22 protein-coding genes are annotated in these 22,659 nt (G+C 68.1%); 9 read left to right on the top strand and 13 right to left on the bottom strand.

Annotation, left to right across the window (positions count from 1 at the left end):
* The first annotated feature begins 10 nt into the window (after positions 1-10).
* The 3 genes from ASE66_RS23020 to ASE66_RS23010 all read left to right on the top strand — a co-directional run bounded on the left by ASE66_RS23020 (position 11) and on the right by ASE66_RS23010 (position 1,688).
* Entirely contained in the window at positions 11-262 is a 252-nt protein-coding gene (locus tag ASE66_RS23020; protein ID WP_057192106.1) for a hypothetical protein, read from the top strand.
* 128 nt (positions 263-390) lie between these two features.
* Complete coding sequence (locus ASE66_RS23015) at positions 391-945, top strand: methylated-DNA--[protein]-cysteine S-methyltransferase (RefSeq protein ID WP_057192105.1); 555 nt, start codon at positions 391-393, stop codon at positions 943-945.
* Between the two features lie 5 nt (positions 946-950).
* On the top strand, positions 951-1,688 hold the full coding sequence (locus ASE66_RS23010) for a 2OG-Fe(II) oxygenase (protein ID WP_156412368.1): 738 nt from the start codon (positions 951-953) through the stop codon (positions 1,686-1,688).
* 131 nt (positions 1,689-1,819) lie between these two features.
* Here ASE66_RS23010 and ASE66_RS23005 read toward each other — a convergent pair whose 3' ends face one another.
* The 5 genes from ASE66_RS23005 to uraD all read right to left on the bottom strand — a co-directional run bounded on the left by ASE66_RS23005 (position 1,820) and on the right by uraD (position 6,190).
* A complete protein-coding gene (locus ASE66_RS23005; RefSeq protein ID WP_057192103.1) occupies positions 1,820-2,329 on the bottom strand; it encodes a methylated-DNA--[protein]-cysteine S-methyltransferase in 510 nt (169 codons plus the stop codon).
* A 125-nt stretch (positions 2,330-2,454) separates the two neighbouring features.
* Positions 2,455-4,083 carry an HAL/PAL/TAL family ammonia-lyase gene (locus ASE66_RS23000; protein ID WP_057192102.1) on the bottom strand — a complete coding sequence of 543 codons (1,629 nt, stop codon included), beginning with the start codon at positions 4,081-4,083 and terminating at the stop codon, positions 2,455-2,457.
* A gap of 13 nt (positions 4,084-4,096) precedes the next feature.
* On the bottom strand, positions 4,097-5,377 hold the full coding sequence (locus ASE66_RS22995; RefSeq protein WP_244495035.1) for an allantoate amidohydrolase: 1,281 nt from the start codon (positions 5,375-5,377) through the stop codon (positions 4,097-4,099).
* A 47-nt stretch (positions 5,378-5,424) separates the two neighbouring features.
* Positions 5,425-5,553 (bottom strand): hypothetical protein, encoded by a 129-nt coding sequence (locus ASE66_RS32215; protein ID WP_413814286.1) that lies wholly within the window; start codon positions 5,551-5,553, stop codon positions 5,425-5,427.
* Positions 5,554-5,629: 76 nt separating this feature from the next.
* Positions 5,630-6,190, bottom strand: a complete 561-nt coding sequence (gene uraD / locus ASE66_RS22990; RefSeq protein WP_057192101.1) for a 2-oxo-4-hydroxy-4-carboxy-5-ureidoimidazoline decarboxylase — start codon at positions 6,188-6,190, stop codon at positions 5,630-5,632.
* A 178-nt stretch (positions 6,191-6,368) separates the two neighbouring features.
* On the opposite strand from uraD, the gene ASE66_RS22985 reads away from it, so the two are divergent.
* Positions 6,369-7,325 carry a LysR family transcriptional regulator gene (locus tag ASE66_RS22985; RefSeq protein ID WP_057192100.1) on the top strand — a complete coding sequence of 319 codons (957 nt, stop codon included), beginning with the start codon at positions 6,369-6,371 and terminating at the stop codon, positions 7,323-7,325.
* Positions 7,326-7,466: 141 nt separating this feature from the next.
* Here the strand turns inward: ASE66_RS22985 and ASE66_RS22980 are convergent, their stop codons facing one another.
* From ASE66_RS22980 to ASE66_RS22945, 8 genes are all read right to left on the bottom strand, one after another.
* Complete coding sequence (locus tag ASE66_RS22980; protein ID WP_244495034.1) at positions 7,467-8,693, bottom strand: MFS transporter; 1,227 nt, start codon at positions 8,691-8,693, stop codon at positions 7,467-7,469.
* 438 nt (positions 8,694-9,131) lie between these two features.
* The gene (locus ASE66_RS22975; RefSeq protein ID WP_057192098.1) at positions 9,132-10,298 is read right to left on the bottom strand and encodes an NAD(P)/FAD-dependent oxidoreductase; all 1,167 of its coding nucleotides are present in this window, start codon (positions 10,296-10,298) and stop codon (positions 9,132-9,134) included.
* An 11-nt stretch (positions 10,299-10,309) separates the two neighbouring features.
* Positions 10,310-11,920 (bottom strand): FAD-dependent oxidoreductase, encoded by a 1,611-nt coding sequence (locus tag ASE66_RS22970; RefSeq protein WP_057192097.1) that lies wholly within the window; start codon positions 11,918-11,920, stop codon positions 10,310-10,312.
* A 116-nt stretch (positions 11,921-12,036) separates the two neighbouring features.
* Positions 12,037-12,810 carry an amino acid ABC transporter ATP-binding protein gene (locus ASE66_RS22965; protein ID WP_057192096.1) on the bottom strand — a complete coding sequence of 258 codons (774 nt, stop codon included), beginning with the start codon at positions 12,808-12,810 and terminating at the stop codon, positions 12,037-12,039.
* A complete protein-coding gene (locus ASE66_RS22960) occupies positions 12,807-13,658 on the bottom strand; it encodes an amino acid ABC transporter permease (protein WP_057192095.1) in 852 nt (283 codons plus the stop codon). Before ASE66_RS22960 ends, ASE66_RS22965 begins: the two co-directional genes overlap by 4 nt.
* Positions 13,655-14,395: an amino acid ABC transporter permease gene (locus tag ASE66_RS22955; protein WP_057192094.1), complete on the bottom strand. Its 741-nt coding sequence runs from the start codon at positions 14,393-14,395 to the stop codon at positions 13,655-13,657. Before ASE66_RS22955 ends, ASE66_RS22960 begins: the two co-directional genes overlap by 4 nt.
* A 161-nt stretch (positions 14,396-14,556) precedes the next feature.
* Entirely contained in the window at positions 14,557-15,378 is an 822-nt protein-coding gene (locus tag ASE66_RS22950) for a transporter substrate-binding domain-containing protein (RefSeq protein ID WP_057192093.1), read from the bottom strand.
* A gap of 87 nt (positions 15,379-15,465) precedes the next feature.
* Positions 15,466-16,467, bottom strand: coding sequence for a GlxA family transcriptional regulator (locus ASE66_RS22945; protein ID WP_057192092.1), 1,002 nt, complete (start codon positions 16,465-16,467; stop codon positions 15,466-15,468).
* A gap of 55 nt (positions 16,468-16,522) precedes the next feature.
* On the opposite strand from ASE66_RS22945, the gene ASE66_RS22940 reads away from it, so the two are divergent.
* The 5 genes from ASE66_RS22940 to purU all read left to right on the top strand — a co-directional run bounded on the left by ASE66_RS22940 (position 16,523) and on the right by purU (position 22,639).
* A complete protein-coding gene (locus ASE66_RS22940; protein WP_057192091.1) occupies positions 16,523-17,773 on the top strand; it encodes a sarcosine oxidase subunit beta family protein in 1,251 nt (416 codons plus the stop codon).
* A gap of 21 nt (positions 17,774-17,794) precedes the next feature.
* Positions 17,795-18,070: a sarcosine oxidase subunit delta gene (locus ASE66_RS22935; RefSeq protein WP_057192090.1), complete on the top strand. Its 276-nt coding sequence runs from the start codon at positions 17,795-17,797 to the stop codon at positions 18,068-18,070.
* Positions 18,067-21,048, top strand: coding sequence for a sarcosine oxidase subunit alpha family protein (locus ASE66_RS22930; RefSeq protein WP_057192089.1), 2,982 nt, complete (start codon positions 18,067-18,069; stop codon positions 21,046-21,048). Before ASE66_RS22935 ends, ASE66_RS22930 begins: the two co-directional genes overlap by 4 nt.
* The gene (locus ASE66_RS22925) at positions 21,041-21,688 is read left to right on the top strand and encodes a sarcosine oxidase subunit gamma (RefSeq protein WP_057192088.1); all 648 of its coding nucleotides are present in this window, start codon (positions 21,041-21,043) and stop codon (positions 21,686-21,688) included. The genes ASE66_RS22930 and ASE66_RS22925 overlap by 8 nt, the downstream gene beginning before the upstream one ends.
* A gap of 87 nt (positions 21,689-21,775) precedes the next feature.
* Entirely contained in the window at positions 21,776-22,639 is an 864-nt protein-coding gene (purU, locus tag ASE66_RS22920; RefSeq protein ID WP_057192087.1) for a formyltetrahydrofolate deformylase, read from the top strand.
* Positions 22,640-22,659 lie beyond the last annotated feature (20 nt).

Here is a 22,659-nt window from a genome sequence, read left to right as displayed (position 1 = left end):
AACCGCGATCATGTTTTCGCGCGGCGGGTTCGACGCCAAGGCCAGCCGAAACCGCTTGCCCGGAACGCAGGCGGCCATCGGTGAGCTGGTCGCGCTCGCCCGCGAAAATCCCGATAAGGCGCTGGTCATGGCCCATATCGGCCAGCTCGTCGCGAATGGCTTCGCCGCCTGGGAGAGGCGCGACAATGGCGAGATCGAAGTCAGCTTCGCCTCCGGCGAGATCTATCTGCTGGCAGAGACGACGATCCTGCGGCTCGCCTGAACGCCCATCCGGCCTTCGTCGTTTTGCGCCGCGCCGGCCAGCATTCGATTTGACCGCAAGGATCGGAGTTCGGGAGCCCGCCGCCCCACCTAGTTTTCGATCATGAGGACCGAACAGGGAGCACGACGATGAACCTCATGATCACAAACGACAATTTCCGGACCGCCCGCGAAGCGAAGCCGCTCGACATCCTTCTCTACGCAACCGCCAGGTCCGCGCTCGGCCAGGTGCTGATCGCCCGCAGCGGCAAGGGCATCTGCGCGATCCTGCTCGGCGACAGCGCCAAGGAACTGGCGGCGGATCTTGCCGCCCGCTTCCCCCAGGCCACGCTGCTCGCCAGCGAGGCCGCGATCAGGGACGATCTGGCCAAGGTGCGCCGCTACATCGAGAACCCGGCCGAAGGGCTTGATCTTGCGCTCGACATGCGCGGCACGCCGTTCCAGCGCCGCGTCTGGGAGAAGTTGAGGGCGATCCCGGCCGGACGGACGGTGAGCTATCGCGAACTCGCCCTCTGGATCAGCCCGCTCGCCAATCCGCGCGCCGTCGGCAGCGCCTGCGCGGCCAATCCGATCGCCCTGGCCATCCCCTGCCACCGCGTCGTCCGCAGCGACGGCGACCTCGCCGGCTATCGCTGGGGCCTCGAGCGCAAGCGCGCTCTCATCGAGAAGGAAGCCATCGCATGAACAAAATGGTCACGCTTGCCCGCGCCACTGCGGACGCTTCCGCGGAGGCACGGGTCGCCGCTTACGACTGGACCGCGCTCGCCGGCGAGCTCGACGGCTTCGGCTGCGCCGTCCTACCCGGGTTGCTGACGCCGGAAGAGTGTCGCGGGGTCGCTGCGCTCTATCCCGACGAGAGCCATTTCCGCAGCCATATCGTCATGGCGCGGCACGGCTTCGGCAAGGGTGAGTACCGCTATTTCAGGTACCCGCTTCCCGACCTGATCGGCGGTTTGCGGACGGCGCTCTATCCGCATCTTGCCGGCGTCGCCAATGCCTGGAACGTCCGCATGGGGATCGACGAACGCTATCCCGATGCTCATGCCGCGTTCCTGCGGCAATGCCACGAGGCCGGCCAGGGGCGGCCGACGCCGCTGCTACTGCAATACGTCCCGGGCGACTTCAACTGCCTGCACCAGGACCTCTATGGCGACCTCGCCTTTCCGATCCAGGTCGCCATCCTGCTCTCCGAACCGGGACGCGACTTCACCGGCGGCGAGTTCGCCCTGACCGAGCAAAGGCCGCGCATGCAGAGCCGCGTCGAGGTCGTGCCGCTGCGCCAGGGCGATGCGGTCGCCTTCGCCGTCCACAACCGGCCGGTGCAGGGCTCGAAAGGGAATTATCGCGTCAACCTGCGCCATGGCGTCAGCCGTGTCCGCTCCGGCAGACGCCACACGCTCGGCATCATCTTCCACGATGCGCGTTGAGGGCAGGCATCGGCCCGTTCGATGCGATCACCGACATAAGAGAGCCCCCGGCAATTTGACGGCCGGGGGCTATTTCAATTTTGTTTCCAGTCGGTTGCCGCGTTGCTCTGATGCGGCACGGCAACTGCCGGTCAATGCGCCTGCGAGACCTGCTCACGCGCGAGCAGCGCCCGCTTGCGCCCGACACCCCAGCGATAGCCCGAGATCGAGCCGTCCTTCTTGATGACGCGATGGCAGGGAACGATGACCGCGACGGCGTTGTTGGCGATCGCCTGCGTCACGTCACGCGCATCGCGGGTGCCGAGCCTGGCCGCCAGCGCGCCATAGGTCGTGGTCTGGCCGGGCGGGATCTCGCGGAGCATCTGCCAGACCTTCAGCTCATAGGCCGTGCCGCGCAGGTCGAGCGGCAGATCGCAAGCGGCGGCCGGATCGTCGATCACGCCCGCCACGGTCGTCGCGAGCTCAGCCAACCCGTCATGGCTATGCTCCACAACGGCGTCCGGAAAGCGGGCCTGCAGCGCATTCTCCATGGCGGCATGGTCGGCGTTGAACTCGACGGCCACGATCCCCTTGTCGGAGATCGCGACCAGGAAGTCGCCGAGGGCGCTGATCCCCCAGGCAAAGCGGATGATCTCGTTCATCGTTCCAATCCTCGAAACTGAGTGTTGGGCGAGACTAGAAAATCCGGGCGGCCGATCGCTCTCCGGCCCTTGCTTTCAAATCGAAAATGAACGGCGCCCGGCCGGAAGCCGGGCGCGTCCCATCGTCAGTCCAGCACGCCGACCGCGCGCTCGACCGCCTCGACGATCGCGCCGGAGCGCAGCAGCGCCAGCGCCTGGTTGATCTCCGTCGCATACCAGCGGTCGCCGTGGAGAGCGGGCGCGATGACCGAGCGCACCGCATCGAGCGCAGCGCGGCTGCCCTTGGCGATCGGATAGTCCCTGGCGAGATCGTCGACGAGGCTGAGCGCCTGCGCCGCCATCAGGATCTCGCAGGCGAGGATCTGCTCGACGTTCTCGACCACCGTGCGGGCCTTGCGGGCGCACCAGGTCGAGTTCGAGACGTGGTCCTCGGCGTTCGACTTGCCGGGGATCGAATCGACCGAGCCCGGCGCCGAGAGATGCCGGTTCTCCATCACCAGCGCCGACATCGAGCACTGCACCGTGGCGTAGCCGGTGTTGAGCCCGCGCTTGCCCGCCAGCAGGTTGCGCGGCAGGCCGTAGCTCATGGTCGGGTCGATCAGGCGCGCCAGGCGGCGCTCGGAAATCGAGCCGAGATCGGTGGCGGCGATGGCGAGCAGGTCCATGGCCTGCGCGACATAGGCGCCGTGGAAATGGCCGGCCGAGATGCAGACATAGCCGTCGCCGTCCTTGCAGATCAGCGGGTTGTCGGTGGCGGAGTTGATCTCGGTGGTCATCACCCGGGTGACGAACTCCATCGCCTCGCGCACCGGCCCGTGGACCTGCGGGCCGCAGCGGATCGAATAGACGTCCTGCACGCGCGGCGGCGCCTTGCTGCCGGGGGCGCGGGCTTCGTCCGGGAAGACGAGCTGCCTTGCCGCCTCGCCGCAGCGCTTGGAGTCGCCGGCGATACGCAGGATGTTGCGCGCCGTCGCCGCCTGGCCGGGATGCGGGCGCGCCTTGTGGACGCGCGGATCGAAGGCGGCGAGCTCGCCGCGGATGCATTCCAGGGTGAGCGCGAGCGCGATGTCGGCATGCTTCAGCAGCCGGCGCGCATCCTCCATCGCCAGCACGCCGACGGCGAGCGAGACGGTGGAGCCGTTGATCAGCGCCGAGGCGTCCTTGGCCGCGAGCGGAAACTCGGTCGAGAGCCCGGCGCGCTGCAGCGCCTCGCGGGCCGGCATGCGCACGCCCTTGTAGACCATCTCGGCTTCCGGAAAGCCGCAGATCGCGCCCGACATATGGGCGAGCGGCGCGAGGTCGCCGGAGGCGCCGACCGAGCCCTTGGACGGGATCACCGGGTGCAGGCCGGCATTGAGGCATGCGAGCAGGCGCTCGACCACTTCGACGCGCGGGCCGGAATAGTTCGAGGCGAAGGCATTGGCGCGCAGCAGCATGGTCGCGCGGGTCGCATCCTCGGCCAGCGGTTCGCCGATGCCGGTCGCATGGGCATAGACAGTGTTGCGCTGGTAATCGGCCATCTCGGACATCAGCACGCGCTGGTCCTTGAACAGGCCGACGCCGGTGTTGAACGAGTACATGAACGGTGCGTCGTCGTTCATGAAGTTCGCATCGATATAGTCGCGCGCCTCGGCGATGCGCTCGCGCGCCTCCGGCGCCAGCGTCGCAGCAGTGAAGCCGGCTCCGCCATCGGCGCGCGCGACGCGCACCACCTGCTCCGCGGTCAGTGTCGTCCCGTCGATGGCGACGCTCATGGCAATCTCCTGCTCAGTTCCTGAAGGTTTCGGGATTGGCGGTGCGCAGGAAGTCGACGAGCACGTCGACCGCCACCTGCACGTCGGCGGCCTCGACCGCCTCCGCCGGATTGTGGCTGATGCCGCCGGCGCAGCGCATGAACAGCATGCCGAACGGGCAGAGATTGGCGATGGCGAGGCCGTCATGGCCTGCCCCGCTCGGCAGCCGCAGCGGCGCGATGCCCCGCGCCGCGACAGACTTCTCCAGCGCCGCGACGATCTCCGGCGAGCAGACGGCCGCGTCCTCCTCGTAGAAGGCGACGATCGTCGAGGTCACGTTGCGATAGGCCGCAATCGCCTCGAAGGCGCGCTTGAGGTCGCGGACGGCGGCATGGCGCGCCTCGTCCGAGGGACTGCGCAAATCGAGCGAGAATTCCGCCCGCGAGGCGATGACGTTGACGGCGCTCGGCGCGATGGCAACGCGCCCGACGGTGGCGACGACATCGCGCCGCATCGAGGCGACGCGCTCGACCGCCAGGATCATCTCCGCCGCTGCGGCGCAGGCGTCGCGGCGCAGGTTCATCGGCACCGTGCCGGCATGGCCGGCGACGCCGTCGATGGTGATGGTGAAGCGGCTGGCGCCGCTGATCGCGGTGACGACGCCGACCGGCAGGCCCTGCTCCTCCAGCACCGGCCCCTGCTCGATATGGACTTCGACATAGCCGAGGATCCCGGCCGGATCGCGCCGGATGCCGGGGATTTCCGCCGGGTCGCAGCCGAACCCGGTTAGCGCCCGACGCAGCGAGACGCCATCGAAATCGCAGACGTCGAGTACGGCGGGATCGAAGCGGCCGGCGACGGCGCGCGAGCCGTTCAACGTCGCCGGGAAGCGCACGCCCTCCTCGTCGCCGAAGGCGAGCACCTCGATCGCGAAGGGCAGTTCGATCCCCTCCGCCCGCAGCCGCCTGACGGCCTGGATCGCGGCGACGACGCCGAGATTGCCGTCGTATTTTCCGGCATTGCGGACCGTGTCGATATGCGAGCCGAGCAGCAGGGTCGGCAGGCCTTCGCTATGGCCGGCGCTGCGGCCGGCGAGGTTGCCGATGTCGTCGACATGGGTCGTAAGGCCCGCTTCCTGCATCCAGGCCTCGACCTGGCCGATGGCCTGCCGATGCTCCACGGTCAGGAAGAGCCGCGTCAGCGCGTCCTGGTCGCTGGAGAAGCGGGCCAGCTCGTCGAGGCGGCGCATGACCTCATGGCCGTCCAGCGCCGCCGCGAAGCGATCGTCATCGAAACTGTTCTGCATGAGCGTCATGGTGCGCTTCCCTCCTGGCGAGCCTCTGCCCACCCCGATCGCAGTCTTCAGGCTTTCCCGGTCTGGCCGATCTCGAAATTCGCGAGCGTCTCCAGCGCGCGCACCATGCCGGAATGATCCCAGGAACCGCCGCCATGGGCCGCGCAGGCACAAGCCAACTGAGCGAGCCCAGCCAAGGCGATCTATCTCTTTGTCAGGTAACGGGTTTTTTCGAAAATGGATTCCAGTTTTCGACCCGATGCCGTACCCGCCTCAGGCCGCGCGCGAGGCCTGTGATTCATCGGTCACCTGCGCGAGGCGGCTGCGGGTGATGAAGCTGATCTGGGCAAGCGCTTCCGCGCGCTCCGGGGCGGTGTCGCGCGCCGCGCGCCGCATCAACTCGGCATAGATGCCGGCCTTGGTGTAGTGCCGGACGCAGGCGATGAAGGGAAAGCCGTGACGCTCGCGATAGGCGCGGTTGAGCGTGTCGATCAGCCGGACCTCTTCCGGGGTCAGACGGGTGAGGCCGGCGCTGGCCTGCTCGACGTCCGAGGCCTGCGTCAGCTCTCCCCGCTTCGCCTCGCGCCCGGCGAGCTCCGGATGGGCGCAGAGCAGTGCGACGAGCTTCGCCTCGTCGCTGCCGCGGACCGCGGCGATCATGGCCGCGTGCATCGCATCGATGCTGGCGAAGGGGCGCGCGTTCCAGGCTGTCTCGGCCACCCAGGGCGAATGCTCGAAGATCGCGCCGAATGCGGATACGAAGCCCGGCCGATCCATGGCGTTGATCGCCGCCAGGGTGAAAGGCGGCTGCGCTGCTTTGGAAGAGGGCGTCATCTCGGTTTCCTGTCCTTCGGAACATGGCCGGCGCGAGGGCTCGCCATCGCTCCCTCGCATGTACCGCATGCCGCGCCACATGGAGATCGGGCGCGCCCAATTCCCATTATTTGCAAAGCCGAATAGAGCTTGAGGGGGCCGGCCCGCTTGGGCCGCCCCGTCGCCAAGGTCGTCGGCCATGCAGCCTCCCGAAAACCCGCTCGACGCCCAGCTCCTGCGGGTCTTTTGCATCCTGCTGGCCGAGCGCAGCGTCACCAGGACGGCCGCCCGGCTGAACCTGTCGCAGCCTGCCACCAGTCTTGCCCTGAAGCGCCTGCGCGAGATCTTCGGCGATCAGCTGCTGGTGCGCGGCCGCGACGGCATGGTGCCGACCGAGCGGGCGATCGCGCTGCATCAGACCGCCATCAAGGCGCTGGAGGAGCTGGACAATCTGCTGGTCGACCCGAACCGGGTCGATCCGGCCTCGAGCCATCAGAGCTTCACGATCGCCCTGCCCGACTATGTCGCGCCGGCCTATCTCGCGGGAGCGGTGCGCGAATTCCGCCAGCGTGCGCCCCATGCCCGGCTCGCTTTGCGCTCGCTGGGCGCCGATTTCGATTTCGAGGGCGCGCTCGCGGCCGGCACCGTCGACATCGTCATCGGGAACTGGCCGTCGCCGCCGCCCTATCTGCGCACCTCGACGCTGTTCGAGGACGATGTCGTCTCCCTCGTCGATCGCGAGCATCCCTTCGCGCGCGAGGCCCCGTCGCGGGCGGAGTTCCTGGCGGCGAACCACATCGCCCCGACGCCGTATTCAGTCGCCCATCGCGGCGTGGTCGAAACCCATCTGACGAAGATGCGGATCAGCCGCGAGCGGCGCCTGGTGATCTCCTATTTCGCAATGGCGCCCTACATGCTGGTCGGGACCGACCTGGTCTTCACCACCAGCCGGCATTTCGCGCGCTATTTCACCACGATCCTGCCGCTGGCCATCGTCGAGCCGCCGCTGGAGTTCCCGCGCATGCGGTTCTACCAGCTCTGGCACGACCGCACCCAGCAATCGCCGATCCATCACTGGCTGCGCCAGGTTCTGACCCGCAACCGCCTGCCCGGCGACCCGGCCCCGGGCCAACCGGGCCCCGGCACCGCCTCGTGAACGAAAGCGGCCGCCCGCCGGTCGTTGCACCGTGCGGGCGGCCCATCTGGCCGGAGCGGCTCGCGTCATCTGCGACGGGAAGCGCTCCTGTGGAATAGCGCCCTGCGACGCTCGCGGCTTCTGCGGCCGCCCCCGGCCTCTCTATCGCCCGGCCTTCTTGGCCGCGGGGATGAACTTGATGATCAAGAACACGGTCGCCGCTTCGAACAGGGCGACCAGCCAGAGCCCGGGCGACATCAGCCCCGTGGCATCCTTGATCACGCCCATCGCGAAGGGAGCTCCGAACCCCGCGAGGTTCGCCACCGAGTTGATCAGGGCGACGCCGGCGGCAGCGGCCGAACCCGACAGGAACAGGTTGGGCATCTGCCAGAACACCGGGATGGCACTCATCGTGCCGATGATGGCGAAGGCCAGCGCGATCAGGGCGAAATAGGAGCCGTGCGGGATCAGGAAGCCGAGTGCCGCCATCGCCACGGCGCCCACCAGGGCGGCGATCCCGCAGTGCAGTCGTGCCTCCCGGTGACGGTCCGAGCTCCTGCCGATCAGGATCATGCCCGCCGCGCCGCAGAGATAGCAGGCGGCCATGATCCAGCCGACGGTGGCCGGGCTGGTGAAGCCGAGCTCGCGCACCGCGGTCGGGCCCCAGAAGGTCAGGGTCGAGTTCGCGAGGATGATGCAGAAGTAGATCGCGATGAACTGCCAGACCCGCGGGTCGCGCAGCGATTTCATGATCTTGTGCTCGCGCGGGCCGAGCGCGGCGCGGTCGCGCTCCAGATCGGCGAGGATCAGGCTCTTCTCCTTGTCGGTGAGCCAGTTCGCCTTGTCCGGCTTGTCGGTCATGTAGAACAGGGTGACGATGCCGGCGATCACCGAGGGAATGCCCTCGATCAGGAAGACCCATTGCCAGCCGGCCCAGCCATTGCTGCCGTTGAGCTGGGTCATGATCGTGCCGGCCAGCGGGCCGCCGAGCACGCCCGCCAGGGCCGAGGCGGACATGAACAGGCCGAAGGCCTTGGCGCGCCGCTCCGTCGGATACCAGTAGGTCAGATAGAGGATGATGCCGGGATAGAAGCCGGCTTCGAAGACGCCGAGCAGGAAGCGCAGGACATAGAACTGCATCGGCGTCGTCACGAACATCATCGCGACGCAGGTGATGCCCCAGAGCATCGTGATCCGGGCGATCGTCTTGCGCGCCCCGATCCGCTCCAGGAGCAGATTGCTCGGCACCTCGAACAGGAAGTACCCGATGAAGAAGATGCCGGCTCCGAGGCCGTAGATCGCTTCGCTGAACTTGAGATCGTTCAGCATCTGCAGCTTGGCGAAACCGATATTGACCCGGTCGATCCAGGCGAGGATCCAGAGGACCATCAGAAACGGAATGAGACGCCAGGTAACTTTACTGAAAGCCGCATCCAATTGTCGTGATGGCGAGCTCTCGGAGATGTCCGCTCCGTGAGTGACGGCTGTCGACATGATGGCCTCCCCTGTCCGCCGCGGTCTTTCAGGCTCGGCCCGACCACTGGCTCCGATCATGCCGAATAGTCCGATTGGCGTTCCACGGTGAGCCCGGTTCCGAAATGCCCATTATTTGCAGATTGAATATGCTTGCCGGGCAAGGCGCAGGCGGCCGCAAGAGGCATGCGCAGGAGCCCTCTCCCAGAACGGGGAGGGTTGGGAGGGGGCAGCGCCGAGGCTGGTCGAACGGAGCGCCGGCCCACTCTCCATCTCTCCCCCGTACCGGGAGAGAGGGGCTGTCGTGGTTCCGCAGCCTCGGACAAACCCGAGCCTGAAGGCCCCCCGTCCGCCTCAGGCCGCCAGCGACTCGGTCGCGGCGGTCACCTGCCAGCCCTGCAATTCGCGCCAGTTCGGCTCCAGCTCGGCGAAGCGCGCCAGCCTGAAGCTCGACAGGTCGGCGAAGCCGCAGACGCCGTCGACGACGAGGTCGCGGATCGCCCGGCCGCTCGCCGGCGAGAGACCGAAGCCGACGCTCGACAGCGTCGCCACCACGACATTGGCCTGGGAGGCGAGACGGTCGATCACCGGCCGTCCGTCCGGGGTATTCTCGATGACGCCGGCCCAGGAGCGGATGATGCGGGCATGCGCTGCCTTGGGCAGCAATTGCGCGAGGCGCTTGCCCATGTGCAGCATCAGCGGCGTCGTCGGCTTGCCCGGCGTGCCCTCCTCGGCCAGTGCCAGCCATTCATGCGGGCCGCCGCCATAGGCGAGATTGCCGCGCAGCGTCTGGCGGCCATAGAGCCCGCAGCCATCGACGCCGCCGAGCGGCATCAGCGGCAGCGGCTCGGTCACGATCATTTCGCAGCGTGCCGACTGCACCGGCACCTCCTGCCCGAGCATGGCGGAGAGTCGACCGGTCTGCGGGCCGGCGGCGAGCACGAGGCTGTCGCAGCCGACCTCGCCGCGATCGGTCTCTACCGCAATGACGCGGCCGCCCTCGGTCCGAAAGCCGGTGACGGTGGTGTGCTGCAGGAGGCGCCCGCCATGGTCCTGCATCGCCCAGGCATAGCCCTGCAGCGTGCGGTGGGGATTGGCATGGCCGCCGAACTTGTAGTGATAACCGCCGACGACCGTGTCGCCCGCCAGCGGCACCAGTTCCTTGGCCTGCTTGAGGTCGAGCACCTGCGATTGGAAGCCCTGCCGTTCGGCGTTGCGCAGGGCGCGGCCATAGAGCGCCATCTGATGCTCGCTCGATGCGAGGCGAACGCGCTCGCCCCTGAACTCGGTCGGGTAGCCGAGCAAATCGTCCATGATCGGCCAGAGCCGCTGCTCCTCGGCGAAGAGCGGCGAATGGTGGTGCGAGCAGCCGCCGCCATTGCGGCCCGACGCCTCCCAGCCGATCAGCCCCTTTTCCAGCACCAGCACGTCGACGCCGCCCCGCGCCAGCCACCAGCCGGCGGAGAGGCCGGTGACGCCACCACCGACTATGACGACCGAAGCTCCCTTGATCTCGCTCATAGCTTTCAGCCTCACTCGCTCGCGACCGGGCCGGTCGCGTCGTTGGTCGCGACGGTGTAGCGCGCCGGCACCTCCCAGAACGGCACCCATTGCGCGTGCATGCCGAACCAGGTGTCCCAATGCTCGGCCTGCTCGGGCGCCTCGGGCACATGCGCCGTCATCGCCAGCAACATCGGCCGGACCGGTGCGCGATAGCCGGCGAGCGGGATCGCCGAGAGCGGCTGCGCAGCACCGAGCGCCAGCAAAGCGGCGACCTGCTCGCGGCAGCGGCGACCCTGGCAGGGGCCCATGCCGGCGCGGGTCAGGCGCTTGACCTGGTCGGGATTGGGCGGGCCCTCCCCGAGCAGCGCCGAGAGCGAACGGTCGTTGCGGCGCTCGTTCCGCCAGTCGAGATAGCGCGGTGGGCGGATTTCGAGGATCTCGCGCGCCGTCACCTCCTCGCATTGGCAGACATGGAATTCGGCCCGCGCCTCGATCACGCTCGCCCTAACCCAGGCGAGGCGATAGGCGGAGATGTCGTAATCCGGCGCGGGCGGTACGGCGGCGGCCAACTCGGCTGCATCTTCGCCGAGCGCTGCGACGGCACGGGCGGCTTCCGCCTCGGCGATCGCGCGGTCACGCGTCTTGTTCCCCCAGATACCGGCGCAGTCGCCGATGGCAAAGACGTTGGCGAGGCTGGTGCGCTGGCTTGCGTCGAGCACGGGCGCGTAGCCGCCGCGCTCGGCCTGGAAGGCGACCTTGCAGCCGGCTGCGTCGATGAGGTCGATGACCGGGGTCGCGCCGACCGCCAGGACGATGCCGTCGCAGGCGATGGCGCGCTCGTCTCCGGCCGGTTTGCCCTCCCCGTCCAGCGTCGCGATCAGCGCCACTTCGACGCCATCCCGGCCGGTCGTCTCGCGCACGACATGGCCGGTCAGGATTTCGGCGCCGCCTGCCGTAAGGCTCGCCAGCAAATCCGCGTCGCCGATCGGCCGGGACGCCTGCTCGACGATGGCGGCGATCGTGACGCCCGCCTCGCGCAGGGCGAGCGCGGTGGTCAGAGCCTCGGTGCCCGAGCCGAGGATGACGACCCGACGCGGGCCAAAAGCATCGTAGCGGGTCGCGAGGCTGAGCGCGGCGGTGGCGCCCATCACGCCCGGCTTCTCCCAGCCGGGGAAGCCGAGGCCCATGTCGCGGCGGCCGCAGGCGAGGATGACATGCCTGGCCTGGACGAGGATGCTGCGCTCCTCATCCGCGAGGCCGGCGACCAGGCCGGGCATCCAGCCGAGCGCCGGGCCGTTGGCATAGAGACCCCAGCAGGCCGTGCCGAGGCGGAGGTCGACGCCGGCCTCGAACGCCTCGGCGATCCGCGGCTCGGAGGCGACGAAGGCCTCCATCATGGCGTTGCGGTTGCGGGCGCTGGCGGTCATGCCCTGGCCGAAATGCAGCGGGACGTCGTCGCCCATTGTCCTGAACGGGACCGGGTTCTCGTCGACCAGCAGCACATTCAGGCCGCGCGCGGCGGCGCCGATCGCAGCCTCCAGACCGGCCGGACCGGCGCCGACGACGAGGACATCGACGCTCTCTTCGATGGCGAGCGGCTTGCCGGTGACGGATTTGGGATCGGAGGCCGGGATGGTCATGGGCTGCGCTCTCGAATGACTGCGTTCATTCTTGGCGCCAGCGCCTGAAGGAGCCGGCCGGTTTGCGACATCGGTTCGCCCAGACGCGACATCCCGGCTTGGGATACTCGCCCGGCTCAGAGCACCTGTTCGAGGAAGGCGCGGGTACGCGTCTCGCGGGGGGCCCCGAAGAACTCGGCCGGCGGCGCGTGTTCGACGATGACGCCGCCATCGGTGAAGTAGACATGGTCGGCGACCTCGCGGGCGAAACCCATCTCGTGGGTGACGAGGATGCAGGTCATGCCCTCGGCCGCGAGGTCGCGGATGGTGACGAGCACCTCCTTCTTGGTCTCGGGGTCAAGCGCGGCAGTGACCTCGTCGAAGAGCATGACCTTCGGGTTCATCGCCAGGGAGCGAGCGATGGCGACGCGCTGCTGCTGGCCGCCGGAGAGTTCGCCGGGATAGGCGTCGTGCTTGTGCGACAGGCCGACCTTGGCGAGCAGACGCTTGGCGCGCTCCTCGACCTCGGCAGGGTCCTGCTTCAGCACATGGACCGGCGCCATCATCACGTTCTGCAGCGCCGTCTTGTGCGGGAAGAGGTTGTACTGCTGGAAGACGATGCCGACGTCGCGGCGCAACGCCAGCTTGTCCAGCGCGGGATCGTTGACCTGCCGCCCGGCGACGGTGATCGAGCCCCGGCTGATCGGCACCAGCGCATTGATGCAGCGCAGCAGCGTCGACTTGCCCGAGCCGGACGGGCCGATGATGCAGACGGTCTCGCCGCGGCGGATGGTGAGGCCGACATCCTTGAGCACGACGAAGGCGCCGAACGCCTTCTCGACACCCTCGACGACGACGACCGGCTCGCCGAGTTCATGCTCGCCACGTTGATTCCTGGCGGCCATGGTCATCCCTTCACGTTGAAGCGGCGCTCGAGCGCCATGGTCAGGCGCGCGATCGGGTAGCAGTAGGCGAAGAACATCAGCAGCAGCAGCGCGTACATCGGCAGCATCAGCTCGGGCCGGCTCTCGGCGACGAGGGCGGCGCGCGTGATGGTGAGCCCGTCCTGGATGCCGACGACCGAGATCAGCGTCGTCGCCATGGTCAGGATGGCGTAGAGGTTCATCCAGGGCGGCAGCATCCGTTTGACGGCCTGCGGCAGGATGATCATCCACATCGTCTGGCGGCGGGTGAAGGCGAGCGCCTCGGCCGATTCCCACTGGCCCGTTGGGATCGAGCGGATGCCGCCGCGCACGATCTCCGAGACATTCGCCGCGACCGGAAGCGCGAGGCCGATGATCGCCTTGACCCAGGCCGGGAAGGCGATGGTGACCGGCCCGAGCCTGATCTCGAACGGCAGCAGGAACATCGCGTAGAACAGCAGGACGAGCCAGGGCGCGTTGCGGAAGAACTGCGTCGCCGCCCAGGACGGCTGGCGCAGCGCGGCCGAGGGCGAGACCTGGCCGATGCCGAACAGCACGCCGACCGCCGTGCCGAGCACCATCGAGAGGACGCTGATCAGCAGATTGAACAGGAAGCCCTGGAAGATCAGCGGCGCCCAGCGCAGCAGGATGGTGACGGCGCCGTCGCGCGCGGCCGGCCCTGTCGCCTGCGCCACGGCCAGCGAAGCGGCGAAGACGATGGCGACACCGGCGACGAGGCCCGCGCTTAGGAGGGCCGGCGCGGCGAACCCGCTCGGCGCGATCGGCGACGCGCGGAACGGCTTCAGGACCGGGAGATCGGTGGCGCCTGTCTTCATGGCATGTATCCGGGAATGCGCATGGCCCGCTCCCAGCGATGCATCACCCAGACCAGCACCGCGACGAGCAGCACATAGACGACGAGCAGCACGTTCATCATCTCGCGGACGTTGAAGACCTCGGACCAGATCTGCGACGCCGCATAGAGCAGCTCGGGCACGCCGATGGCGTAGGCGAGCGTCGTGGTCTTCACGAGGTTGACGAGGTTGTTGTTGAGCGCCGGCAGGCAGATGCGGAAGGCGAGCGGCAGCACGATCTGGCGCCAGAGCTGGAAGCGGGTATAGCCGAGCGATTCCGCCGCCTCGACCATCGTCTCCGGCACCGCCTCGATACCGGCGCGGAAGATCTCGACATTGAAGGCGCCGGCAAAGAGCGAGAAGGCGATGATCGCCCAGCCGGTGCCGCTGACGAGCGGAGACTGCCCGCCGAAACCGTCCGAGACGGTCGGCAGCATTCCCCCGACGGCGAAATAGAAGAAGGAGAGCTGCACCAGCGGCGGCGTGTTGCGGAAGAACTGGACGTAACCCCGCACCAGAAGCCGGCCGAGCCGCGAATTGCTGCCGGCGACCCAGACGCCGAGCAGTCCGATCGCGAGCGAGGCGAGGATCGAGACGACGCAGATATAGCTCGTCGTCCACAACCCGGTCAGGAAGCGCGAGCGGTCGAAGGCGTCATAGAAGATCGAGAAATTGAGACCGTGAGCCTCGTTCAGGCGCTCGAAGAAAGCGGCGATCATGGTGTCATCGGCCCATCGCTGGCCACACCGTCATCCCGGGCGACCGAAGGGAGACCCGGGATCCACGCCGCAGCGCAGGCGAAAGAGGCTCGGGCATGGATCCCGGATCTCCGCTGCGCTCCGTCCGGGACGACGGCGCGGGTGTAACCAATGCACCTCGCCTATGAACCGCCCTTCAGCTTCTTGTTGGTCTCGATCAGATAGGGGCTCTGCTTGATGCCCCATTTGGTCTCGAGCGCGAGCAGCTTGCCGCTCTTGTGCCAGTCGACCGACATATCCTTGACCAGCTTGCCGAAGGAGCCGTCGAGATCCTCCAAGCGCACGCCGATCGCCCAGAGCTGCGGGTCCTCGGAGGTCAGGGGCATCTCGTAGTTCGCCCATTTCGGATCGCCGCCCGACAGGGTCGAGACGATCAGCGTGTCGTCGAACAGGAAGGCGACGCAGTTGTTGCCCAGCAGCGCGTTCAGCCCGTCCGGAACAGAGGGGAACACCACCATCTCGGGCGAATACACCTGCGAGACACGGCGGTTGTAATAGGCGCCCTGCACGGCGCAGACCTTGCGGCCCTTGAGGTCTTCCCACTTCTTCAGGCCGGCGCTCTTGGGCGCGAGCACATTGGTGGCGCCGGCGTAGTAGTTCGGCTCGATCATGCCGATCTGCTTGCGCCGCTCGGCCGTATCGCCGAGCGTCGCCAGGATCATGTCGATGCGGCCCTGGCGCAGGAACTCGATGCGGTTGGCCGCAATGACCGGCACCATATCGAGCTTCACGCCGATCTTGCTCGCGACCTCCTGGGCGAGGTCTATCTCGAGGCCGACGATCTTGCCTGACGGGTCGAGGAAGCCCCAGGGCTTGTAGTCGTTCTTGACGCCGACGGTGAGGACGCCCTTCTCCTTGATCTTGGCGAGCGTGTCCTGGGCGAAGGCCGGCGCGGCGGCGAGCGTGGCGGCGAGTGCGAACGCCAGAGCGGTCAGTCGTTTCATCGGTCGCGATCCCCTTTGTTTTATTGTGGCCCTAGCTTCCGGTGGATCGGCGCACAGATTTGACGCAGTGCGACGCTTTCTTGACTCTCAGCGGCGAGCCGGGCGCGTCTCCTGCAACCGCTCGGCCCGCGGCGGGTGGCCGAAGCGCTCGCGATAGCTGCGCGAGAAATGGCTGGCGCTGGCGAAGCCGCAGGCGAGCGCCGTCTCCAGGATCGAGAGGCTGGTCTGGCGCAAGAGGTCGCGGGCGCGGTCGAGCCGCAAGCCGAGATAGTGCTCGCCGAGTGACCGGCCGAGATGCTGGCGGAACAGGCGCTCGAGCTGGCGCAGCGAGACATTGGCAAGGCGGGCGAGCTCCTCCCGCGGCTCGGGCGTCTCGATGGTCTGTTCCATGCGGGCGATGACGCGCAGCAGGGGCGCATGGGCGATGCCAAGCCGCTCGCGCAGCGGCATGCGCTGCGGCCCCGCCCCTTCCCTGACATGGGTCTGCAGGAACCATTCGCTGACCGCGAGCGCGAGCTCGCTGCCATGCTCGCGCGCGATCACCCCGTGCAGCATGTCGAGCGGCGCGGTGCCGCCGCTGCAGGTCAGCCGGTCGCGATCGATCTCGTAGAGCGAGCGCCGCAAGTCGAGATCAGGATACTCCTCCAGGAAAGCCGGCGCGTGTTCCCAGTGGATCGTGAAGCGATAGCCGGAGAGCAGATTGGCGCGCGCCAGCAGATAAGGCCCGCCCGAGACGCCGCCGATCCTGACCCCGCGCCGCGCCAGCTGGCGCAGCCAGGCGAAGGTCGGCTGGTGATGAAAGAGCGCCGGATTGCCGCCGGCGCAGACGAAGAGATAGTCGAGCCGCAATTCGGCGCCGACACTGGCATCGGCGGCGATGGCGACGCCGTTGGAGGCCGGCGCCGGGGCGCCGTCGATCGAGACATGGCTCCAGCGATAGAGCGGCCGGCCCGAGAGCCGGTTGGCGGCGCGCAGCGGCTCGATCGCCGAAGCGTAAGGCAGCAGCGCGAAGTCCGGGATCAGCAGGAAGCCGACATGGGTCGGCGTGCTGTCGTCGCTACCAGTCAATCTGATGTCGCTGTCGAGCATGTCGATGAGCCTATGTCGGTCAATCTCCTGATGACAAGACCGTCCGGACCCGTCGATGCGCTATTCCATCTTCTCGTTGCTGTCGCAGACCCTTCAGGGCCACAAGGGCTGGACCCCGGCCTGGCGCGATCCTGCGCCGAAGCCCGAATACGATGTCATCATCATCGGCGGTGGCGGCCACGGTCTGGCGACGGCGCATTACCTCGCCAGCCGGCATGGCATCAGCAATGTCGCGGTGCTGGAGAAAGGCTATCTCGGCTCCGGCAATGTCGGCCGCAACACCACGATCATCCGCTCGAACTACCTGCTGCCCGGCAACACCCCGTTCTACGAGCTCTCGATGAAGCTCTGGGAGGGGCTGGAGCAGGACCTCAACTACAACGCCATGGTCAGCCAGCGCGGCGTGCTCAACCTCTATCATTCCGACGCGCAGCGCGACGCCTTCGCCCGGCGCGGCAATGCGATGCGGCTCGCCGGGGTCGATGCCGAACTGCTCGGCACCGAGCAGGTCCGGCCGATGCTGCCCTATCTCGATTTCGACAATGCCCGCTTCCCGATCCAAGGCGGACTGCTGCAGCGCCGCGGCGGTTCCGCCCGGCACGATGCCGTCGCCTGGGGCTTCGCGCGTGCCGCCGACAGCCGCGGCGTCGACATGATCCAGAATTGCGAGGTCACCGGCATCACCATGGCGGGCGGACGCGCCATCGGCGTCGAGACCTCGCGCGGGCCGATCCGGGCGAAGAAGATCGCCATGGCGGTCGCCGGCAATTCCTCGCGGGTCGCGGCGATGGCGGGGATGCGCCTGCCGATCGAGACCCATGTGCTGCAGGCCTTCGTCTCGGAGGGCCTCAAGCCGCTGATCGAAGGCGTCGTTACCTTCGGCGCCGGGCATTTCTACATCAGCCAGTCGGACAAGGGCGGCCTCGTCTTCGGCGGCGACATCGACGGCTACAATTCCTACGCCCAGCGCGGCAACCTGCCGGTGATCGAGGACGTGATGGAATCGGCGATGGCGCTGTGGCCGGGCCTCGGCCGGGTGCGCATGTTGCGCCATTGGGGCGGCGTGATGGACATGTCGATGGACGGCTCGCCGATCATCGATACGACGCCGGTGGAGGGCCTCTATCTCAATGCGGGCTGGTGCTATGGCGGCTTCAAGGCGACGCCGGCCTCGGGCTTCTGCTTCGCCCATCTGATCGCGACGGGCCAGCCGCATCCGGTCGCCACCGCCTATCGGCTCGACCGCTTCGCCACCGGGCGCGTGATCGACGAGAAGGGCGCCGGCGCCCAGCCGAACCTGCATTGACAGCTCGCCGCCGAGGATATCATGCGCATCACCTGTCCCCATTGCGGCGCGCGCGACGCCCAGGAATTCAGCTATCTCGGCGCCGCCGATCCCAAGCGGCCAGAAGGCATGGCGGCAAGCGAGGCCGCCATGGCGACTTATGTCTATCAGCGCGACAACCCGGCCGGCGTCCATCGCGAGCTCTGGTATCACGGTGCCGGCTGCCATGCCTGGCTGGTCGTGAGCCGCGATACCCGCACCCACGCGATAACCGCGGTCGAACCCGCGAAGGCGCGCAAGGCGGGAGCGACGGCATGAGCGCCCAGCCTTTCCGCCTCGCCTCCGGCGGCCTGATCGACCGCGGCCATCAGCTGGATTTCAGCTTCGACGGAAAATCATACGGGGGTTATGCCGGCGACACGCTGGCCTCGGCCCTGCTCGCCAATGGCGTGCGCTTGGTCGGCCGCTCCTTCAAATATCACCGCCCGCGCGGCTTCCTCTCGGCCGGGCCGGAGGAGCCGAACGCGCTGGTCGAATTGCGCTCCGGCGCACGCCGGGAACCCAACACCCGCGCCACGGTGGTCGAGCTTTTCGCCGGGCTGGATGCAGCCAGCCAGAACCGCTGGCCCTCGCTCGCCTTCGACCTGCTCTCGATCAACAGGCTGGTCTCGCCGGCATTGGTCGCCGGCTTCTACTACAAGACCTTCATGTGGCCGGCCTCCTTCTGGGAGAAACTCTACGAGCCGCTGATCCGGCGCGCCGCGGGGCTTGGCCGTGCCGCCGGAGCGGAAGACCCGGACCAGTACGAGAAGGCCTTCGCCTTCTGCGACCTCTTGGTAATCGGCGGCGGGCCGGCCGGCCTCGCCGCAGCTTTGGCAGCCGGGCGCAGCGGCGCCCGCGTCATCCTCTGCGACGAGGATTTCCGGCTCGGCGGGCGGCTTCTGGCGGAGAAGCGCGAGATCGGCGGCAAGCCGGCCTCCGAATGGCTCGCCGCGACCCTGGCCGAGCTGGAAAGCCTGCCGGAGGTACGGATCGTGCCGCGCACCACCGTGTTCGGCCTCTACGACCACGGCATCTACGGCGCCGTCGAGCGGGTTGCCGACCATCTGCCGGAGCCGCCGGCGCATCAGCCACGCCAGCGCGGCTGGCGCATCCACGCAAAGCGGGCGATCCTCGCCGCCGGTGCGCTCGAGCGGCCGATCGTCTTTGCGGGCAATGACCGGCCGGGCGTCATGCTGGCCGGGGCGGTACGGGCTTATGTCAACCGCCATGGCGTCCTGCCCGGCCGCGAGAGCGTGCTGTTCACCGCCGGCGACGATGGCTGGACGACAGCCCGCGACATCGCCGCGGCGGGCGGCAAGATCGCCGCGATCGTCGATTCCCGACCCGCCGATCCGGCGCGCAAGGCACTCGCCGACAAGCTCGGTGCGCGGCTCTTCGCCGGTGGCGCCGTGATGGGCGCGCGCGGCGGGCGGCAGCTCAGCGGCGTCACGATCCGCGATGCCTCGGGAGTGGTGACCGAGCTTTCCTGCGACCTGCTCGCCGTCTCGAATGGCTGGAACCCGACGCTGCACCTGACCTCGCACCAGAACGGCAAACCGGCCTGGGATGAGACGCTGCAGTGCTTCGTGCCCGGCAGTTTGCCGGCCGACCTTGCGGTCGCGGGCAGCGCCGCCGGGCGCTTCACGCTGGCGCAGGCGTTGGAGGACGGTGCCAGACTCGGACGCCAGGCAGCCACCGAGGCAGGCCTTGCCGCGACGGCCAGCGAGCCGGCACCGACGACCGATCCCGAGACGACCGGGCTTTCGCCGGTCTGGCGGGTATCGGGCGGCAAGGGCAAGGCCTTCGTCGACTACCAGAACGACGTCACCGACAAGGATGTCGAACTCGCCGCCCGCGAGGGCTTCCGGCCGGTGGAGCATCTCAAGCGCTACACCACGCTCGGCATGGCGACCGACCAGGGCAAGACCTCGAACCTCTCCGGCCTCGCGATCATGGCCGAGCAGACGGCTAAGACGATCCCGCAGACCGGCACCACCACCTTCCGCCCGCCTTATACGCCGGTCGCGATCGGCGCCCTCGCCGGCCATCATCGCGGCAAGGAGTTCAGGCCGGTCCGGCTCGCCCCGACCCATGACTGGTCGAAGGAGCAAGGCGCCGTCTTTGTCGAGTCCGGCCCTTGGCTGCGGGCGCAATACTATCCGCGTCCCGGCGAGGCCGACTGGCTGACGACGGTCAATCGCGAGGTCAAGGCGGTGCGCGCCAGCGTCGGCATCTGCGACGTCTCGACGCTCGGCAAGATCGACATCCAGGGCGCCGACGCGGCCGAGTTCCTGGAGCGAGTCTACATCAACGGCTGGAAGGCACTGCCGGTCGGCAAGGCGCGCTACGGGCTGATGCTGCGCGAGGACGGCTTCGTCATGGACGACGGCACGACCTCGCGCCTCGGCGACAGCCATTTCCTGATGACGACCACCACCGCCAATGCCGGCAAGGTGATGCAGCATCTCGAATTCTGCCATCAGGTGCTGTGGCCGGAACTCGATGTCCGCATGGTCTCGGTCTCCGAGCAATGGGCGCAGGTCGCCATCGCCGGGCCAAAGGCGCGCGAGACCCTGCGCGGCGTCGTCGATCCCGAGTACGTCCTCTCGAACGAGGCGCTGCCCTATCTCGCGGCGCGCTCCGTCACGGTCGGCGGCGGCATCCAGGCGCGGCTCTTCCGCATCTCCTTCTCGGGCGAGCTCGCCTATGAGCTGGCGGTTCCGGCCGACTATGGCGACGCGATGATGCGGGCGCTGATGCAAGCAGGCGCGTCCTTCGGCATCACACCCTACGGCACCGAGGCGCTCGGCGTGATGCGCATCGAGAAGGGCCATGTCGCCGGCAACGAACTCAACGGCCAGACCACGGCGCGCGATCTCGGTCTCGGCAGAATGATGTCGTCGAAGAAGGATTTTGTCGGCCGGCTGATGGCAGGCCGGCAGGCCCTGGTCGAGCAGGAGCGTCCTGCCCTTGTCGGCTTCAGGCCGGTCGAGCCCGGCCAGCGCCTGCGCGCCGGCGCGCATTTCATCGGCACCGGCCAGCAGGCGGTGATGGAGAACGACGAGGGCTACATGACCTCGGTCGCCTACTCCCCGCATCTGAAGCACTGGATGGGGCTCGGCCTGATCAAGGGCGGCGCCGCCCGCATCGGCGAGCGCGTGCGCGCCTATGACCCGGTGCGCAACGGCGACGTCGTCGTCGAAATCTGCTCGCCCGTCTTCGTCGATCCAGAAGGAGCCCGCCTCCATGGCTGAGACAGCGACCACATCGACAGCGGTGTCCTGGACGCAGCACGGCGCCTGGGCTGACATCGCGCAGGCTGGCCAGCTCGGTGCGGCCGGGCCGGCCGGTGTCACCGCGATCTTGCAGGGCGGCTTCGGGCTGGCGACACTGATCGCCACGCCGGGCGGGGCGCCGGCCTTGTCGGGCCTCGTCGAAAGCCGGACCGGCATCACCCTGCCGGCAACACCGACAATCGTCTCGGGCGCGTCCCATGACGCGATCTGGTCCGGCCCCGAGCAATGGCTGCTGCGCGCCGCTACGCACGACGGCTTCGCCGAACTTCTGGAGGCGCTGTCGGTTCAAGCTGCCGTCAGCGAGCAGAGCGATGCGCGCGCGGCCGTGCGGCTGTCCGGTCCGCAAATCCGGGACGCCTTGGCCAAGGGCGTGATGCTCGATCTACACCCCGCCGCCTTTGCGGTCGGCGATACCGCCTTGACAAGCATCGCTCATATCGGTGTGCATCTCTGGCGGCTCACTGACGAGCCGGACGGATCCGTGTTCGAGATCATGGTCGCGCGCAGCATGGTAGGAAGCTTCTGGTCCTGGTTCGCCGCCTCCGCGGCTGAATTCGGCTGCCAGGTCTCTATCGACCGCTCCACCGGCCGAGGTTGACGGCAGCGCGCTGCGCGCCATCCCTTCCGCCGACCTTTCCGATCCTCAAGTCTTTCAGGGACCCGCGCGAGCGGGCCGATCCGTCACATGTCCGATTCTCCGATGATCCTCGCTTTGTCCTGCCCCGACCGGCCGGGCATCGTCGCCGCCGTCTCGACACTGCTGGCCGAGGCCGGCTGCAACATCCGCGACGCGCAGCAATTCGACGACCTCGAAACCGGCCGCTTCTTCATGCGGGTCGTGTTCGACCGGCTGGAGGGGGCGCGCAGCGCCGCCGAGATCCGTGGCCTCGTCGACGAGTTGGCGGCGCGCTTCAAGATGACCGTCTCGCTCCGCGACGCGGCCGCCCGCAAGCGCGTCCTGCTGCTGGTCTCGAAATTCGACCACTGCCTGGCCGACCTGATCTATCGCTGGCGCATCGGCGAATTGCCGATGGAGATCACCGCAATCGTCTCCAATCATGCCCGCGAGCACATTGCCTCGACCGATCTCGGCGACCTCCCCTTCCACCACATGCCGATCAACCGGCAGACCAAGATGGAGCAGGAGGCCGAGCTCTGGCGCCTGATCCAGGAGACTGGGAGCGATCTCGTCGTGCTCGCCCGTTACATGCAGGTCCTCTCGGACGGGCTCTCGGCCAAGCTCGCCGGGCGCTGCATCAACATCCACCACTCTTTCCTGCCCGGCTTCAAGGGCGCCAAGCCCTACCACCAGGCGCATGAGCGCGGGGTGAAGCTGATCGGCGCGACCGCGCACTATGTCACCTCCGATCTCGACGAAGGGCCGATCATCGAGCAGGACGTCGAGCGCATCAGCCATCGCGACACACCCGACGACCTCGTCCGCAAGGGCCGCGACATCGAGCGGCGCGTGCTCGCGCGGGCGGTGCGCTACCATCTGGAGGACCGCGTGCTACCCAACGGCAAGAAGGCCGTCGTCTTCATGGATTGAGACGGCGTGGCAGGCCGGTC

The organism is Allobosea sp. Root483D1, assembly GCF_001429505.1.
GTDB lineage: Bacteria > Pseudomonadota > Alphaproteobacteria > Rhizobiales > Beijerinckiaceae > Allobosea.
The sequence above is the reverse complement of the archived record's forward strand: the minus strand, read 5'-3'. Positions and strand labels throughout refer to the sequence as shown.

Excerpts from the sequence above, each read along its gene's own strand:
- ASE66_RS23020 (WP_057192106.1), top strand. The coding sequence starts at position 11 with ATGTTTTCGCGCGGCGGGTTCGACGCCAAGGCCAGCCGAAACCGCTTG.
- ASE66_RS23015 (WP_057192105.1), top strand. The coding sequence starts at position 391 with ATGAACCTCATGATCACAAACGACAATTTCCGGACCGCCCGCGAAGCG.
- ASE66_RS23010 (WP_156412368.1), top strand. The coding sequence starts at position 951 with ATGGTCACGCTTGCCCGCGCCACTGCGGACGCTTCCGCGGAGGCACGG.
- ASE66_RS23005 (WP_057192103.1), bottom strand. The coding sequence starts at position 2,329 with ATGAACGAGATCATCCGCTTTGCCTGGGGGATCAGCGCCCTCGGCGAC.
- ASE66_RS23000 (WP_057192102.1), bottom strand. The coding sequence starts at position 4,083 with ATGAGCGTCGCCATCGACGGGACGACACTGACCGCGGAGCAGGTGGTG.
- ASE66_RS22995 (WP_244495035.1), bottom strand. The coding sequence starts at position 5,377 with ATGACGCTCATGCAGAACAGTTTCGATGACGATCGCTTCGCGGCGGCG.
- uraD (WP_057192101.1), bottom strand. The coding sequence starts at position 6,190 with ATGACGCCCTCTTCCAAAGCAGCGCAGCCGCCTTTCACCCTGGCGGCG.
- ASE66_RS22985 (WP_057192100.1), top strand. The coding sequence starts at position 6,369 with ATGCAGCCTCCCGAAAACCCGCTCGACGCCCAGCTCCTGCGGGTCTTT.
- ASE66_RS22980 (WP_244495034.1), bottom strand. The coding sequence starts at position 8,693 with ATGGTCCTCTGGATCCTCGCCTGGATCGACCGGGTCAATATCGGTTTC.
- ASE66_RS22975 (WP_057192098.1), bottom strand. The coding sequence starts at position 10,298 with ATGAGCGAGATCAAGGGAGCTTCGGTCGTCATAGTCGGTGGTGGCGTC.
- ASE66_RS22970 (WP_057192097.1), bottom strand. The coding sequence starts at position 11,920 with ATGACCATCCCGGCCTCCGATCCCAAATCCGTCACCGGCAAGCCGCTC.
- ASE66_RS22965 (WP_057192096.1), bottom strand. The coding sequence starts at position 12,810 with ATGACCATGGCCGCCAGGAATCAACGTGGCGAGCATGAACTCGGCGAG.
- ASE66_RS22960 (WP_057192095.1), bottom strand. The coding sequence starts at position 13,658 with ATGAAGACAGGCGCCACCGATCTCCCGGTCCTGAAGCCGTTCCGCGCG.
- ASE66_RS22955 (WP_057192094.1), bottom strand. The coding sequence starts at position 14,395 with ATGATCGCCGCTTTCTTCGAGCGCCTGAACGAGGCTCACGGTCTCAAT.
- ASE66_RS22950 (WP_057192093.1), bottom strand. The coding sequence starts at position 15,378 with ATGAAACGACTGACCGCTCTGGCGTTCGCACTCGCCGCCACGCTCGCC.
- ASE66_RS22945 (WP_057192092.1), bottom strand. The coding sequence starts at position 16,467 with ATGCTCGACAGCGACATCAGATTGACTGGTAGCGACGACAGCACGCCG.
- ASE66_RS22940 (WP_057192091.1), top strand. The coding sequence starts at position 16,523 with ATGCGCTATTCCATCTTCTCGTTGCTGTCGCAGACCCTTCAGGGCCAC.
- ASE66_RS22935 (WP_057192090.1), top strand. The coding sequence starts at position 17,795 with ATGCGCATCACCTGTCCCCATTGCGGCGCGCGCGACGCCCAGGAATTC.
- ASE66_RS22930 (WP_057192089.1), top strand. The coding sequence starts at position 18,067 with ATGAGCGCCCAGCCTTTCCGCCTCGCCTCCGGCGGCCTGATCGACCGC.
- ASE66_RS22925 (WP_057192088.1), top strand. The coding sequence starts at position 21,041 with ATGGCTGAGACAGCGACCACATCGACAGCGGTGTCCTGGACGCAGCAC.
- purU (WP_057192087.1), top strand. The coding sequence starts at position 21,776 with ATGTCCGATTCTCCGATGATCCTCGCTTTGTCCTGCCCCGACCGGCCG.